Source organism: Nocardia sp. NPDC058058, assembly GCF_042885355.1.
Lineage (GTDB): Bacteria > Actinomycetota > Actinomycetes > Mycobacteriales > Mycobacteriaceae > Nocardia.
Genome location: NZ_JBHVSA010000004.1, coordinates 331,009 through 346,102 on the forward strand (window position 1 = coordinate 331,009; position 15,094 = coordinate 346,102).

The window sequence follows — 15,094 nt, forward strand, 5'->3', positions numbered from 1 at the left end:
TTCGGGGGCTTGCCCCCACGTTCTTCCCTACCTCCAGCTGGGCAGCCAGAGGTGGTCGTGCCAGCTGCCCGGGGTGATGGGCGCGCCCGTGAGAATCGGCCACAGCCAGATGAAGTTGGCGATCACCAGCGCGAGGTAGAGGCAGACCAGCATGAGCCCGAGCCCCTGCCGTTCGCTCGGCGGAGCGAGGTGCTGCCAATCCGGTTGCCCGGACAGCCGTCTGCCTATCGCGGGCGCGTGCCCGAGCACATCGCCGAGCACCAGCGCCACCGCCATCATCAGGAACGGCGCGAGCGGTACCGCGTAGAAGTAGTACATCTGCCGATCGAGCTGCAGGAACCAGGGCAGCAGTCCCGCGCCGTAGGCGACCAGCACCGCCGCGTACCGCCAGTCGCGACGGACGAAGCTGCGCCAGATCGCCCAGCCGAAGACCGGTAGCGCGAGCCACCAGATGGCGGGCGTGCCGATCAGCATGACCGCTTTCACGCACTGGTTCTGCCCGCAGTCCCCGCTGCTGCTGTCGGAGTAGTAGTAGAGCATCGGCCGCAACCCCATCGGCCAGGTCCACGGCTTCGATTCCCAGGGATGATGATTGCCCGCCGAATTGGTGAGCCCCTCGTGGAAGGTGAGCACCTCACCGCCGTAGTACCAGAGCGAGCGCAATGCGTCCGGCACCCAGGAGAAGTCGCCGCCGCGTCCGACCCGCACCCCGACCGCGTACCGGTCGTAGCTGGTCTCGGCCGCGAACCAGGCCCAGAAGCTGGCCAGGTACACGAAGACCGGCATCACCCCGAGCGCCCACGCGGTCGGCCCGAGATCACGCACCGCGGTCCCGGCCCACGGTCGCCGCACCCGGTATCCGCGTCGCGCCGCCAGATCGAAGCCGAGGCTCAATGCCGCGAACGCGACCACGAAATACGCTCCGGACCATTTGGTTCCGCAGGCGAGCCCGAGCAGGATGCCCGCGCCGAACCGCCACCAGCGCACCCCGAAGCGCGGCCCGAATTCGCTGTCCTCGAGCCGGCCCTCGGCGGCCACCAGCGCCATGCGCGCCCGCATCTCATCGCGGTCCACGATGAGGCAGCCGAACGCGGCGACCACGAACAGCGCCTGGAAGATATCGAGCATCCCGAGCCGGGAGGAGACGAAGGTGAGTCCGTCGGCGATCAGCAGAATGCCCGCGAACGCGCCGATCAGCGTGGATCGCGCCATCCGCCGGGTTATCCGAATCACCAAGAGCACCAGCAGGGTTCCCGAGACGGCGGCCATGAACCGCCAGCCCCAGGGCGAGTAGCCGAAGATGGCCTCGCCGATCGCGATCATCTGCTTGCCGACCGGCGGGTGCACCACCAGCCCGTAGCCGGGATTGTCCTCGACGCCGCCGTTGGTGAGGGCCTGCCAGGCCTGGGGCGCGTAATGCTTCTCGTCGAAGACCGGCGTATGCCCCTCGGTGGGATATCCCAGTTGAATGAAGCGCGTCAGCCCGGCCACCGCTGTCAGGAACAGTGTCACCACCCAGCCGCGCGCCCAGTCGGTGGGCCCGAAGTCCGGTGAGGGTCGCAGTGGCGCCGGACTGGACAGCGCCACCCCCGCCTCTACAGCTGGCGGTCGCGCGTCGGTCACCTGGGTCACGCACCCGATGTTATGCGGTGCCGCCCCGAAACTCCCGCCCCGGTCGAACCCGGAGCCCGGTCGGGGCGGAGAGTCGGGGTGTGGTCGCCCGTATGCTGGCACCGATGCCGGATCGCTGGTCCGGGCCGAGGGGGAGCGTGGCGACGAACAGGAGTGGGATGAGCGGCGAGCCGACCTCGGGCGGACGATTGGTGCTCGCGGCCACCCCGATGGGCGATATCGGCGACGCCTCACAGCGACTGCGCGATGCGCTGGGATCGGCGGATATCGTGGCCGCCGAGGACACCCGGCGCACCCGGTCGCTGGCCAAAGCGCTCGAAGTGGAGATCACCGGGCGCGTGGTGAGTTTCTACGATCACGTCGAGACCGCGCGAATTCCCATGCTGCTGGAGGAGATCGAAGGCGGGCGCACCGTGCTGCTGGTCACCGACGCCGGCATGCCGTCGGTGAGCGATCCCGGCTACCGCATGGTCGCCGCGTGCGTCGAGCACAAACTTCCCATCACCTGTCTGCCCGGCCCATCCGCCGTGACCACGGCGCTGGCGCTGTCCGGGTTGCCGGTGGAGCGCTTCTGCTTCGACGGTTTCGCGCCGCGCAAATCCGGGCAGCGCAAGGAATGGTTCCGCACCCTGGCGACCGAACCGCGCGCCGTGGCCTTCTTCGAGGCCCCGCATCGTCTGGCCGACTGTCTGGCCGACGCCGTGGAGATCCTCGGTCCGGACCGGCGCGCCGCGGTCTGCCGTGAACTCACCAAGACCTATGAGGAAGTGGTGCGCGGCACCCTGGGCGAGCTGGCGGCCTGGGCGGTCGAGGGCGCGCGGGGTGAGATCACCGTGGTTCTGGAAGGCTCGCACAAGGTTTCGGCCGATCCCGCCGATCTGGTCGAGCGGGTGGAGGGATTGGCGGCCGCCGGTCTGCGCCTCAAGGACGCCTGTGCGGAGGTGGCCTCCACCAGTGGGGTATCGCGCCGCGAACTGTACGACGCGGTGCTGGCCGCCCGCGCCGCCGACTGACTACTCCGCGGAAACCTTTGCCTCGGTGCTGGTTTCGCGCACGGTGGCGGCGATCTGACGCGGCCGGAACGGCGTCCACCAGTTCGCCGGTCCCATGAGTTTGACCAGTGCCGGAACCAGCAGCATGCGTACCAGGGTGGCGTCGATGATCAACGCGATCACCATGCCGAGGCCGAGGAAGCGCATCGGCGTCAGTGGCGAGAGCGTGAAGGCTCCGGTGATGAGCACCAGAAGTGCTGCGGCAGCGGTGATTACGCGAGCGGTCTGCACGGTTCCGGTGCGGACCGCCTCCTCGGTGTCCGCGCCCGCCTCATGGGCTTCGACCATGCGGGAGAGCAGGAACACCTCGTAATCGGTGGATAGGCCGAACACCACGGCGATGATCAGCACCATCATGCTGGCCGAGACCGGGCCGACGCTCACGCCCAGCAGTCCGGCCAGATGCCCCTTGTCGAAAATCCAGGTGAGGATGCCGAAAGTGGCTGCCAGGCTGAGGAATGCCATGAAGACCGCTTTGAGCGGCAGCACCAGCGAGCGGAAGGCCAAGCCCAGCATGAGCAGGGTGGCCAGCACCATGACGATGAGCATGACCGGCAGATTGTGCAGTACCGCGGTGACGCTGTCGGCGGTGGCGGCGCTCTGACCGCCGACCTCCAGGGTCACGCCGTCGATGCGCACATCGCGCAGGTCGTGCACGATTTCCTGGGCGGCGGGGGAGCGGTCCGGTGCGGTCAGCACCGCGTGCAGGATGGCGGTGTTGTCCTTGGTGTCGAGTTGCAGTACCTGTTTGACACCGGGCACGGCCCCGAGTTCGCGCAGTGCCGTGGTGACCGCCGCGGAAGTCGGTGCGCCGCCGCCGGCTTCGCGCACCAGCACGGTGGCCCCGCTGTTCGCGGCCGGGAAGCGCGCCGCCAATTCATCGACGGTGGCACGGGTGGCATTGCCCGCGGGCAGTGCGGTGTGGTCGATATCGCCGAGCCGGACGCCGGTGAGCGGGGCGGCCAGCACCAGCAGCAGTGCTCCCACCGCGATGGCGACCGCACCCGGGCGGCGCATGACGGCGGTGACGACCCGGCCCCAGAAGCGCTGTGCGCGTTCCTCGGAGCGTTCGAAGGCGTCCGTGCGCCAACTCCATTTGCCGATCCGGGGGCCGAGCAGGGCGAGCGCGGCGGGCAGTGCGGTGATCGACAGCAGCGCGGCCAGGCCGACCGCCGCGATCGAGCCGAAGCCCAGTGAGCGCAGGACGGCCTGCGGGAAGACGAAGGTGCCCGCGAACGCGCACATGAGCAGCACGGCGGAGAACAACACGGTGCGGCCCGCGGTATCGAGCGCGCGGGTGACGGCGGCCTCGGTCGAGCCGCCCCGGGCGAGTTCCTCGCGGAAGCGGCTGACCACGAAAAGCCCGTAGTCGATGGCCAATCCGAGCCCGAGCAGTGAGACCACGTTCATGGCGAACACGCTGACCTCGGTGAATTGCGCGATGATCCCGACCGCGCCCAGCGCGCCGATCACGGCGAGGCTGCCGACGATCACCGGCAGCGAGGCGGCGACGACACCGCCGAACACGAGCACCAGCACGAGTGCGGTGAGCGGAATCGAAATCGATTCGGCCACGATCAAATCGTGCCGCGATTGATCGCTGATGGTCTGCGCGAGCGCGCTGTACCCGGACATCCGGGTTTCGACGCCCGGTACCGTAAGCGCCTGCGCGACTTCGGGATACACGGCGATCCGATGATTCTCATCGCCCGAGGCGAACACCACGGCCACAGCCGATCGGCCATCGGCCGACCGCATGTACTGCGATCGAGAACTGTTCCAATAGCTTTCGACGGGCCGATCCAGCAGCGCCGGATCCACCTTCTTGATCGCGTCCAGCACCCGCGGCCCGATATCGGCCAGCGACTGCCCCTCCGGGGCGGTGTAGATCGCGACGATATCCGGATTCTGCGGTCCCAGCTGGTCGTGCACCCACTGATCAACCGCGCTGGATTCGCTACCGGGATCGGAATACCCTGCGGCACTCACCTTTTGTGCCAGCCCGGTGGCGAACAGCCCGCACGCGAGCGCGAACAGCACCGCCACCGCCAGCACGGTTTTCGGCCGTGCGACCACGATCCGAGCCCACGCGGTCATCATGCGGTCGGATCCGTTGGCGCGAGGTCCTTTTCGAGGGTGTTGACGATGCGGTCGAGCAGAGCGTCCAGGCGTTCGGGAATACCCCGGCCGCTGCGCGCGGACACGGTGAGTTCGGTGCGGCCGCCGCCTTCGGTGAGGCCCATGAGCAGCGGCATGGCGACGCTGTGCTGGGGCAGCACTCGGACGGAGGTGGGGGTGAATCCGGGGACGGCCAGTTCGTCGAAGTCGTAGCGGCCCATATGGGAGACGGTGGCAGAGGCCAGATTCCGGCCCAGGCGCGCGCCGGTCCAGTTCAGCGAGCGCAGCAGGACGCGGCCGGGGGCCTGCGGCAGATTGGAGAGCCGCGCTGCCTGCATTTGATTGAGTTCGCGGCGTTCCCGCAAGCCGATCTTCTTGTCCGCGTTGAGCTGCTTCCAATCGACGCCCGGTCGGGCATCGAGGAACAGCGGCAGCGCCAGGTTCGCGGTGGAGCGCAGTTCGGGATCGTGGCGGCGCAGATCCACCGGGATCATGATGCGCGAGAGCGGTCCGCCCTCATCGGCCAGAATCGCCGCGACGCGCACCATCGCACCGGGTCCGGTGGCGTTGATGGTGCGGTGGCGCAACAGGTGTCGCGGTTGACCCGGATCCTGTCGGCCGGTGCCCAGGGCCGAACGGAAGCGCGGCAGCATGAGCGCCGGGCGACCCGGTGCCCCGACCTTGCGCTCCAGTTCGTCATCGGCGATGGGGTCCGCCGCGCCGACCGGTTCCTGTCCGCGCAGCACCCGCAGCACATCGGTGGCCCACATGACCATGCCCATACCGTCCATGACGCCGTGGAACACCCGGAATACCAGGGTGGTCGGCGCGGCGGTGAGCAGCAGCACCTCCAGTGTGGATTCCGGTGTCGGCCCGATCGGGCTGGTGAGCACCGGATCCGCTTCCAGCGCGGGGTATTGCAGCGCGTGGTCCACCACGCGCACGGCGGGCGCGACCCCGCTGTCCACCCAGAACTTGCCCTCCCGGACCAGTCGTGCGCCCGGATTCGCTTCGGCGGCAATGGTTACCGCGCGTCGCAGCTGTTCGGCGTCGATACTGCCGACGCCCTCGATGGCCAGCTGCATGAGGAACGGCGGCGCCAGCTCCCGCATCGGGAAGTACATGAACTCGGTGGGGGAGATGGGCCGCCGGAAGGTGCTCATTACCTGCCTCTTTCGCGCGCTGACTGCGTTATCGCAGGTTTTCGGTGAGTGTCACGACGCCGCCCTGGGCGTCCAGCCAGGCCAGGAAATCGGCCAGTCCGGCATCCCGGTCCACAACCGGCTGGTAGCCGAAATCCGTTGTGGCGGCGGAGGTGTCGTAGGTGGCGGTGCGCGTCATGAGCGCCACCGCGTACCGCGACAGCGGCGGCGACCAGCGGGTCGCGATGTACGGCACCTTCCAGATCGCGTCCAGGATGGTGACGGCCGCGTTCAGCACCCGCTGATTCGGCTGCCGGCTGGGCGCGGCGTAGCCGAGTCCGACGGCGACCTCGCCGAGGAAGCCCCAGACATTCGTCTGCTCCGCGTCGGCGACGAAATAGGCTTTGCCGCCGACCTTTTCGGATGCGGCCGCCTGCACCGAGGCCTCGGCGATATTCTCGACGTGGCACAGCGAGGCGTACACGGCCTTGCCATAGGACAGATCCGGCAGCGATCCCGCGGCGGCGCGGCTGAGCAGCCGCACGATCGGCCCGGAGCGGTCGCCCGCACCCCAGATGGCCCGGGGCCGCAGCGCGCAGGTGGTGAAACCCGCGCCGTTCGCCGCGAGCACCGCGCGCTCGGCGGCGGCCTTGGTCTCGGAGTACAGGTTCAGGAACCGGGTCGGATACGGCACCGATTCATCGACATTGACCTGATCCCCGCCGTCGCGATCCATGAGCGCGCTCGGACTGGAGATGAAGACGAACCGCTGTGCGCCGTTGCGGCGCGCGCCATCGAGCAGATGCTGTGTGGCGGTGAGGTTCTCGGCGACGAACTGGGCACGCGTGCCACGCTCGTCGACCCGGGCGGCGCTGTGGAAGACCACGTCGACGCCCTTGGTGGCGCGTTCCAGCGAGAGGTGATCGGTCAGATCCCCGTGCACCACCTCGACCTGATCGATGACATCGGCCAGATCGCGCAGATTGCTGGTGGGGCGCACCAGAATCGCGACGTCATAGCCGCCCTCGCGCACCAGGCGGCGCGTGATGGCACCGCCCAGGAATCCGGAAGCGCCGGTGACCAGCGCCTTCTTCCTGCTCTCGGACATCAGGCGGCCTCCTGCGTCTTCCACCAGGTGGCCCCGAAGATCTGGGTCAGGACGGCGGTTTCGACGGGTGAGCGGTCGGAGGATTCGGCCGCCTTCAGTGCCGCCGGAATCTGCGCGGCGTGCACCACGATGCTCAGGAAGGCGTCGATCCACCAGATCGCCCGCAGCACCCGGTTCGTGGGCGCGTGGCCGACCAGCGCGGCGATCAGCCCGGCGGCCAGGTACAGCCAGCCGAGAATCGGAATCGCCCGCAGGGCAGTGGTTTTCAGAGACATGTCACGCTCCCTCTCCGAGCTGCGCCGTCGCCCAGATGGCCAGCTGCTCGCGCCCGATCTTGGCATTGTGGCGGATGTCCACGGGGAACCCGGTATGGAACAGGAATCGGGACACCGTCTCGGTGACCTCGAATTCCACCGCGCGGCTGCGCAATTCCGCCGCGAGCAGCACGGTGTCGGTGCCGGGTTCGGCCTCGACGCACAGCACCGGTCGCTGCGCACCGCGTTCGCCGACCCCGACCAACGCGGTGCGGATGACGCCGGGCAGCGTATTGAAGACCTGCTCCACCTGCACCGAGAACATCGGCCCGGCGGCGGTGTGCACGCGCTGACTCTTGCGCCCGCAGAACCAGATTCGGCCCTCCTGGTCGATCCAGGCGAGATCGCCGGTGCGATGCCAGACGGTCTCGCCGTCGGCGATCTTGCCCGCCAGATTGGCGGACTGCGGCCAGTAGTACCGGGTGCTCACATTCGGTCCCGCGACCACGAGTTCGCCGATGCCGCGGGTGGCCACCAGTTCGGCCTCGCGCACCTCGGCGTCGGCCCAGGTGGGCAGCGGTTCATCGGTGATCGCCACCAGCCGGGCGCGCACGCCCTCGGCGGGCCGCCCGATGCAGGTGCCCTCACCGCTGTGTGCCCGTTCCACCAAGCCGCCCAGCAGTTCCCGGGATTCGATGGTCGACATGGGCAGCGCCTCGGTGGAGCCGTATCCGGCGTGCACCTCGGAATCCTGCGGCAGCACCTGCCGCAGACCGGCGATGCACCAGTCCGGGACCGGCGCGCCACCGGAGTAAATGCTGTGCAGCGTGGGAACTTTCGTCCCGGTGCGCTCCAGATACCGCAGCAGCGGGATCAATACGGCGGGGGAGGCGAACATGGTCCGCACCCCGAAGCGGTTCACCGCGTCGGCCACGAACGCCGGATCGGTCGACCCGACCTGGCTCGGCACCAGCGGCGGCAGGACGCATCGCGCGCCCAGCAGCATGTCCAGAATCCCCACCAGCGGCAGGGTGATCAGCGAGGTATCCGGGGCCACCCGGCCGCGCGCCGCGTGCACCTGCTCGATCATGGACGACAGATTCCCGTGCGTCATCTCCACGGCCTTGGCCGGACCGGTGCTGCCCGTCGTGTACGCGATCAGCAGCAGTTCGTCCGCGGGTGCGGGCACCCGATCCGCCAGCAGCGCCGAAGGCGCAACGGCGGCAACGGATCCCCCGGCGGCCTGCTCCCAGCGCGCCCGTGCGCCCACGGTGGTGTCACGCAGCGTGCGCAACCGCGCACCCACCACCGGCCGCAGCCGCTCGGCGGTCGCGGCCGCCCGCGCGACGGCGACACCGGGCTTGGACTCCGAATTCTCCAGCGATACCAGCAATTCGCGCACCCGCGCGTTGATCGGCCCGGCGACTCGCGGGGCTCGACCTCGGCCCGCCCCCGGGTCTGTCGCGGCACCGGATTCATCGCGCGCGGCCGCCGCGGCTGCTTGCGCAGGAGTCGGAATGCCGGTGGTCCCGGTTCCCGTGCCCGACGCCGTAGCGCTATCACCAAGGGCCGCAACGGCTTCCGTGGTAGCGGGCGAGCCCCAGCTCTGCAGTGTCTGTCCGCCCCAGAGCCAGCGGGGGCCGACGGTGATCTTCACCCGCACATCGCGGAAGTACTTGCGGAACAGTACGCGGGCGGCGTGCGCCTGCGGGATGCCGATGAAGGCCTCCGCGTCGGCGGCGCGCAGGCAGTTGAGCATTTTGCGCAGCCCCATACCCGGGTCGATGACCACCGGGACCGCGCCGATCTTCAAGAGCCCCAGCATGATCGCGTAGAGCTCCGGGCTGGGCAGCACCAGCACGATGGTGCGGGTGCCGCGGCCGACCCCGGCCGCGGCCAGGTGCGCGGCGATGGTGTCGGACCAGGTGTCGAGTTCGCGATAGGTCAGCTGCCGGTACTCCGGGAGGCCGGTGGCGGTCTGCCCGTGCGGGAAGATCACCGCCTCCCGGTCCGGCTGGTCGGCCACGACCGCGCGGAAGCGGTCGATGGCCTGCCAGTAGGTCGCGATGGTCACGCCGCGGCTCCGACGGCGGCCGGGAGCCGGTAGAGCACCGCCGCGGCGGACGGTCCGGCGCCCGCGGCGACGAACAGCACGTGGCTGAAGGCGTCCAGCGAACGGTTCGCCACGGCCGCGTCGTACGCCAGCGGCAGCGCCGCGGTGTGCGGGTCGCCCTGGGACAGATCGGGGGTGAAGACCGCGTTCGGCGCGATGCCGAGTTCGGCGGCCAGCAGCTCCGGGAATCCGGCGGTCGGGGTGGAGGCGATGAGCGCGGTGCTCGCCTGCTCCGGATCCGACTCCGACAGCGCGAGCCGGGCGGCGTCGGCGGCGAGCGCCAGCAGGCGCGCCTGCGCCTCGGGCTCGCGGATGACGGTCATGAGTTCGCGACCGTTGGTGCCCATGGTCGCCACATCCACGTACGACTCGATCGCGGGGGTGCCGCCGCCGGAGACGGTGTGCACGCGGCCGAAGCCCTCTTCGTCCTCGCTGCGCGCCAGCAGCAGCGCCGCACCCGCTGTGGCATAGGGGAATTCGTCATCCGCAGCGCCCCGCTTCAGCGAGGGGTGGGTATCGCCCGACACGATGAGCACATGCTCTGCGCTGCCGGTCTCCAGGATGGACTGCGCCACCTGGACCGCGTTGAGCACGCCGACCCCGGCGTTCATCAGGTCGAAGGAGAACGACCGCGGGTCATCCTTGGTGTAGTCGAGCCCGATTCCGGCTTCCTTCTGAATCAGTGCCGACACAGCGGGTTCCACGGTGTTGGTGTCGCGGAAGATGCCCGCGTTGATGAGCACGCCGACCTGGTCGGGGCGAACCTCGGCTCGCTCCATGCTCTGCCGCGCGGCCGCGCCGCTGTGCTCGACAATGCTGAAAGTGTCTTCCGCCCGGCTGATTCCGGTGGATTTGATGCGCACGCCCATGATCAGACCTTCAGGGATGAAATCGTGGTGGACAGGAAGCCGCCGACGACGCCGGAGGCGGCCGGGACCATCAGGATCTTGGATCCCGCTTCGATGTTCTGCTGGCTGAGCTGATCGTGCAGCACGATGAAATGCGAAGTGGTGGAGGTGTTTCCGTACTTCTCGATGACGTTCAGATCCGGCGGCATCGGCGCGCCGAACTCGCGCTCGGCGATCGCGTTCATGAACGGGATCGCGGCGGCGCCGAACTGGTGGTGGATCATGTAGTCGAAGCCCTCGTCCGCGAAGGTCTTCCCCTGGCCGGCCATGAAGTTGCCCTGGGTGTCGGTCCACAGCAGGAAGCGGGATTCGTTGTGCATCTTGCGGTTATCGGTGTACAGCGACACACCCTGTGACTTCTCACTGGGCATGCCCAGGCACAGGTGCGAGAACTCCGACGCGGTGGCGAGTTCGATGTAGTGGATTTTATCGTTGTCGTCGACGGCTTCGTCGAGTACGACGGCCGCACCCGAATCGCCGACCGTCAGCGATGCGAATTGCAGATCGTATTTCTCGGTGATCTCATTGACCGCCGTTTCGGCAATGGGCGTAATGGCCTCGCCGCTGACCACCATGCCGCGTTTCACCGCACCCGACCGAATCATTCGATCGAGAATGTAGGTGCCGGTCATCATTCCGGCGCAGGCATTGGAAAGGTCGAAAGAAATGGTGTCCGGGCGCGCGCCGAGTTCACGGGCGAGGGAACCGGCGAAAGACGGCTCCATGTACATCCGGGTGCCCTTACTGCGCGTGATCGAAGTGGAGATGATCACGTCGAGATCCGAAGCCGCATACTGTGACCTGGAAAGACAGTCCTGCGCGGCATTCATCGCGAGAATGTAGGAGTCTTCGGCGTTTTCGGGGGTAGTATCGCGGAAGCGTCGTTCCTTGACGCCCGTGATTTTTTCGAGATCGAAACCCGGCGCCGTCTTCAATCGGGCGACGAGATCCTCGGTGGTTACACGATTTGATGGCAGATAAGCGCCTATCGACTCGAATCGAGAATGCGACACGGGGACTCCTGAAAGTACGAAGAAATGCAATCTGAATCGGTGACGGCCAAGACGCTACCCGACGGTAACTATCGCGGCGACCGGACACTGTGGCACAAAACTGTCTGAGACATTGTGGTTGGCAACAGTTTTCGCCGGTGAGAGCATCGTCCTATGAATAGCCGCGAATGCGCGCTGTGAGGGACTTCACGCGCTACGCTGCGCGCTTGTGATGTAACTCGGAGTTACATATACTTCCAAGTGAAACTGTCTGGGCGACAGTGGATTTCGTATGCGGAGTACGGCATGGTTGTGCCCATGCACATACGGAAAGCCCTGGTAGGTAGCCTGGCGGCGGCGCAACTCGGCGCCGGATTCGCGCTCGGCGCGCCCGGAATGGCTACTGCCGCACCGGAATCCACGGTCTGCGGCACTTGGACGGCCGCGACCGTCGCCTCCGGCTTCGGCAGCCTGGAGAACCTCGCCTTCGATGGCGGCGGCGGCCTGCTGCTCTCGGAGATCTCCCTCACCGGTAGCGGCGGCGGCCTGTATCGGCTCACCCCCGACGGCACGCATACGCTCGCCGCGGCGGTGGAATCGCCCGGTGGCATCGTCGTCAATGCGGGCAAAGCGTATGTGAACTCCGGTAATACATTCGCCAGCGGCGTCACCAACAGCCCGGACGGCAAGATTGTCTCGGTCGATCTGGCCACCGGGACCGTGGCCACCGTCGCCACCGGCCTGCATATGCCCAATGGCCTGGCCCAATTGCCGGACGGCGGTTTCGCCGTGAGCCGCGATCTGGGCCCGGATGCGGTAATTACCCGGGTCGCCGCCGACGGTTCCGGAGCGCACACGCTGGCACCCGGACTGAATTCCACAAATGGCCTGGCCTACGACCCGGTGCGGCGCGAATTATTCGTGTCCACCACGTTCGATACCGTCACCGCAATCGCCGCCATCGATATCGAGCACCCGGATGCCGCTCCGCGGCGAATTACCCTGCCCGGTTTCGGCCCGCTCAATTCCGCGGATGATTTGACCGTGGGCCCGGACGGCGCGATCTATGTCGCGCTGAATGCCGCCGGTCAGGTGGTGCGGGCGGATCCGGACGCCGGAACCTTCTGCACGATCGCGACCGGCCTGCCGTTCGTCTCCTCGGTGCGCTTCGGTTCGGGCCCCGGCTGGGACCCGAACTCGTTGTACGCCACCGGTTTTCTCGGCACCGTCACCCGGTTGACGCGTTAGTTCTTGGGCTCCACGTACTTCGGGAACACCACTTCCGGATCCGGCAGGGCGGTGCCCGGCCGGATCGGGGTGGCGATATCGGCGAAGTCGCGGCCGGTCTGGCCGAGCAGGTCCAGGATCTTGGCGGCCGAACCCGGAATCACCGGCTGCGTCAGGATGGTGACGATGCGCAGCACCTCCATGGTCACGTAGAGGACGGTGGCCTCCCGCGCCACGTCCTCGGGTGTGCCCGATTTGGCCAGCGTCCACGGCGCCTGCGCGGAGAAGTACCGATTCGCTTCGCGCAGTGCGTTCCACAGGTGCTCGAGGCCCAAATGGATTTGCTGCTGGTCGAATTCGGCCCGCACCTGCTCCAGCAGGCCGTTGGCGAGCGTCAGCATGGCCTGATCGTCCGCGGTGAAATCGCCGGGTGTCGGAACGACCGGGCCGAAGTCGCGCGCCGAGATAACCCGCGACCGCTGGACGAGATTGCCGTACTCGTTGGCCAGATCGGTATTGATCCGGCCGACGATGCTGTCGTGGCTGTACGACCCGTCCTGCCCGTAGGAGATCTCACGCAGCAGGAAGAACCGCACAGCGTCGAGCCCGTAGGTGTCCACCAGATCGGTCGGCGACACCACATTGCCGGTCGACTTGGACATCTTCTCGCCCTTGTTGAAGACGAATCCGTGCGCGAAAACCCGCTTGGGCAGCTCGATTCCGGCGCTCATCAGGAATGCGGGCCAGTACACCGCGTGGAAGCGGGTGATGTCCTTGCCGATGATGTGCAGATCCGCGGGCCAGAACTTCCCGAACGCGGCGGCATCGGTATTCGGGAAGCCGACGCCGGTGAGGTAGTTGGTGAGCGCGTCCACCCACACGTACATGACGTGCGCCGGATCGCCGGGTACCGGGACGCCCCAGTCGAAGGTGGTGCGCGAGATGGACAGATCCTTCAACCCGGCCTTGACGTACGAGACGATCTCGTTGCGCCGGGTCGCGGGGCCGATGAATTCCGGCTTGGTCTCGTACAGTTCGAGCAGCTTGTCCTGGTAGTTGGACAGCCGGAAGAAGTAGTTCGACTCCTCGGTCCATTCGACCGGGGTCTTGGTGTCGGTCGAGATCCGGGTGCCGTCCGGCTGCACGGTGGTCTCGTCCTCGTTGTAGAACGCCTCATCGCGCACCGAGTACCAGCCCGCGTAGGTGTCGAGGTAGACGTCCCCGCGCTCGGCCATCCGCTCCCAGATGGCGATGGAGGCGGCCTGGTGGTCCGCGTCGGTGGTCCGGATGAACCGATCGAACGAGACGTCCAGGGCCTTGTCCATGGTCTCGAACACGTCCGAATTGCGCGCCGCGTACTCCGCCTCGGATTCTCCGGCGGCCTTGGCGGCCTGCTGCACTTTCTGGCCGTGCTCGTCGGTGCCCGTCATGAAGAACACGTCGAATCCGTCGAGCCGCTTGAAGCGGGCCAGCGCATCGGTGGAGATGTACTCGTAGGCGTGCCCGATGTGCGGGGCGCCATTCGGGTACGCGATGGCCGTGGTGACATAGAAGGCGGGGCGTTCGGATGCGCTCATGGTGTGTCTACTCTAATCTGCGTGCCCGTAGTCGCTCGCGTGAATATCCCCGTGGCAGGTGTCGCCCATGCGTAACAGCCGACCCGCTCCCGAACCGCCGGAGCCGCTGTTCCCGCTCATCGACGCGCATACCCATCTGGACGCCTGCGGTGCGACGGACGCGGAATCGGTTGCGGCCATTGTGGATCGGGCGCAAAAGGTAGGTGTGCGCGAGGTCGTGACGGTCGCCGACGATCTCGATGCGGCGCGTTTCGCGGTACAGGCCGCGAACTGGGATCACCGGGTATTCGCGGCGGTGGCATTGCATCCGACCCGCGCCAATGCCCTCGACGATGCCGCCAAGGCCGAGCTGGAACGCCTGGCAGCGGATCCGCGCGTGGTCGCGGTCGGTGAGACGGGTCTGGATTACTACTGGCCCGGCAAGCTGGAGGGCTGTGCCGATATCGAGGATCAGGTCGAGGGCTTCCGCTGGCATATCGATCTCGCCAAGCGATTGGGCAAACCGCTCATGATCCACAATCGCGAGGCCGATCATGATCTGCTGACCGTGCTGCTCGATGAGGGTGCGCCGGAAACCGTTATCTTCCACTGCTTTTCGTCCGATGCGAATATGGCGCAGGCATGCGTCGACGAAGGCTATGTGCTGAGTTTCTCCGGAACGGTGAGCTTCAAGAATGCTCATGAATTGCGGGAGGCCGCGAAAATCGTTCCGGAAGATCAGATTCTGGTCGAAACGGACGCGCCGTTCCTGACCCCGCATCCGTTCCGCGGTGCGCCGAACGAGTCGTACATGCTGCCGTACACCTTGCGCGCGCTGGCCGAGATTCGGGAACAGGATCCGGTCACACTCGCCAAGGTCACCACCGCGAATGCGCGCCGGGTCTACGGAATCTGAGAATCCGACCGCCCCGCTTTGCGGATGTGGTCCCGCTCACTATGATCCAGTGCGATCGTGATTCACCTGCGACTCG

At 67.3% G+C, this 15,094-nt stretch carries 12 protein-coding genes; 3 read left to right on the plus strand and 9 right to left on the minus strand.

What is annotated here, in order from left to right:
* Window positions 1–27: 27 nt before the first annotated feature.
* Window positions 28–1,632, minus strand: a complete 1,605-nt coding sequence (locus tag ACFVUS_RS32610; RefSeq protein WP_387775384.1) for a dolichyl-phosphate-mannose--protein mannosyltransferase — start codon at window positions 1,630–1,632, stop codon at window positions 28–30.
* 158 nt (window positions 1,633–1,790) lie between these two features.
* Here ACFVUS_RS32610 and rsmI point away from each other — a divergent pair, with 158 nt between their 5' ends.
* Window positions 1,791–2,645, plus strand: a complete 855-nt coding sequence (gene rsmI / locus ACFVUS_RS32615; protein WP_387775387.1) for a 16S rRNA (cytidine(1402)-2'-O)-methyltransferase — start codon at window positions 1,791–1,793, stop codon at window positions 2,643–2,645.
* Here the strand turns inward: rsmI and ACFVUS_RS32620 are convergent, their stop codons facing one another.
* The 7 genes from ACFVUS_RS32620 to ACFVUS_RS32650 are packed head-to-tail and all read right to left on the minus strand — an operon-like array spanning window position 2,646 to window position 11,340.
* Window positions 2,646–4,781: an MMPL family transporter gene (locus ACFVUS_RS32620; RefSeq protein WP_387778415.1), complete on the minus strand. Its 2,136-nt coding sequence runs from the start codon at window positions 4,779–4,781 to the stop codon at window positions 2,646–2,648. It abuts the gene before it with no gap.
* Complete coding sequence (locus ACFVUS_RS32625; RefSeq protein WP_387775390.1) at window positions 4,781–5,965, minus strand: peptide synthetase; 1,185 nt, start codon at window positions 5,963–5,965, stop codon at window positions 4,781–4,783. Before ACFVUS_RS32625 ends, ACFVUS_RS32620 begins: the two co-directional genes overlap by 1 nt.
* Window positions 5,966–5,993: 28 nt before the next feature.
* Entirely contained in the window at window positions 5,994–7,052 is a 1,059-nt protein-coding gene (locus tag ACFVUS_RS32630) for an NAD-dependent epimerase/dehydratase family protein (protein WP_387775393.1), read from the minus strand.
* Window positions 7,052–7,327, minus strand: coding sequence for a hypothetical protein (locus ACFVUS_RS32635; RefSeq protein ID WP_387775396.1), 276 nt, complete (start codon window positions 7,325–7,327; stop codon window positions 7,052–7,054). Before ACFVUS_RS32635 ends, ACFVUS_RS32630 begins: the two co-directional genes overlap by 1 nt.
* 1 nt (window position 7,328) lies before the next feature.
* The gene (locus ACFVUS_RS32640) at window positions 7,329–9,380 is read right to left on the minus strand and encodes an AMP-binding protein (protein ID WP_387775399.1); all 2,052 of its coding nucleotides are present in this window, start codon (window positions 9,378–9,380) and stop codon (window positions 7,329–7,331) included.
* Entirely contained in the window at window positions 9,377–10,288 is a 912-nt protein-coding gene (locus tag ACFVUS_RS32645; protein ID WP_387775402.1) for a hypothetical protein, read from the minus strand. Before ACFVUS_RS32645 ends, ACFVUS_RS32640 begins: the two co-directional genes overlap by 4 nt.
* Before the next feature lie 2 nt (window positions 10,289–10,290).
* Window positions 10,291–11,340, minus strand: coding sequence for a 3-oxoacyl-ACP synthase III family protein (locus ACFVUS_RS32650; protein ID WP_387775405.1), 1,050 nt, complete (start codon window positions 11,338–11,340; stop codon window positions 10,291–10,293).
* A gap of 297 nt (window positions 11,341–11,637) precedes the next feature.
* Between ACFVUS_RS32650 and ACFVUS_RS32655 the strand changes: the two genes are divergently transcribed.
* Window positions 11,638–12,567: an SMP-30/gluconolactonase/LRE family protein gene (locus ACFVUS_RS32655; protein ID WP_387775408.1), complete on the plus strand. Its 930-nt coding sequence runs from the start codon at window positions 11,638–11,640 to the stop codon at window positions 12,565–12,567.
* On the opposite strand, the gene metG is transcribed toward ACFVUS_RS32655, so the two are convergent.
* Complete coding sequence (gene metG / locus ACFVUS_RS32660) at window positions 12,564–14,123, minus strand: methionine--tRNA ligase (protein WP_387775411.1); 1,560 nt, start codon at window positions 14,121–14,123, stop codon at window positions 12,564–12,566. The two genes, ACFVUS_RS32655 and metG, sit on opposite strands and share 4 nt — an antisense overlap.
* Window positions 14,124–14,190: 67 nt before the next feature.
* On the opposite strand from metG, the gene ACFVUS_RS32665 reads away from it, so the two are divergent.
* A complete protein-coding gene (locus ACFVUS_RS32665) occupies window positions 14,191–15,018 on the plus strand; it encodes a TatD family hydrolase (RefSeq protein ID WP_376068169.1) in 828 nt (275 codons plus the stop codon).
* The last annotated feature ends 76 nt before the right edge of the window (window positions 15,019–15,094 follow it).

Excerpts from the sequence above, each read along its gene's own strand:
- metG (WP_387775411.1), bottom strand. The coding sequence starts at position 14,123 with ATGAGCGCATCCGAACGCCCCGCCTTCTATGTCACCACGGCCATCGCG.
- ACFVUS_RS32620 (WP_387778415.1), bottom strand. The coding sequence starts at position 4,781 with ATGACCGCGTGGGCTCGGATCGTGGTCGCACGGCCGAAAACCGTGCTG.
- ACFVUS_RS32635 (WP_387775396.1), bottom strand. The coding sequence starts at position 7,327 with ATGTCTCTGAAAACCACTGCCCTGCGGGCGATTCCGATTCTCGGCTGG.
- ACFVUS_RS32630 (WP_387775393.1), bottom strand. The coding sequence starts at position 7,052 with ATGTCCGAGAGCAGGAAGAAGGCGCTGGTCACCGGCGCTTCCGGATTC.
- ACFVUS_RS32625 (WP_387775390.1), bottom strand. The coding sequence starts at position 5,965 with ATGAGCACCTTCCGGCGGCCCATCTCCCCCACCGAGTTCATGTACTTC.
- ACFVUS_RS32645 (WP_387775402.1), bottom strand. The coding sequence starts at position 10,288 with ATGGGCGTGCGCATCAAATCCACCGGAATCAGCCGGGCGGAAGACACT.
- ACFVUS_RS32655 (WP_387775408.1), top strand. The coding sequence starts at position 11,638 with ATGCACATACGGAAAGCCCTGGTAGGTAGCCTGGCGGCGGCGCAACTC.
- rsmI (WP_387775387.1), top strand. The coding sequence starts at position 1,791 with ATGAGCGGCGAGCCGACCTCGGGCGGACGATTGGTGCTCGCGGCCACC.
- ACFVUS_RS32665 (WP_376068169.1), top strand. The coding sequence starts at position 14,191 with ATGCGTAACAGCCGACCCGCTCCCGAACCGCCGGAGCCGCTGTTCCCG.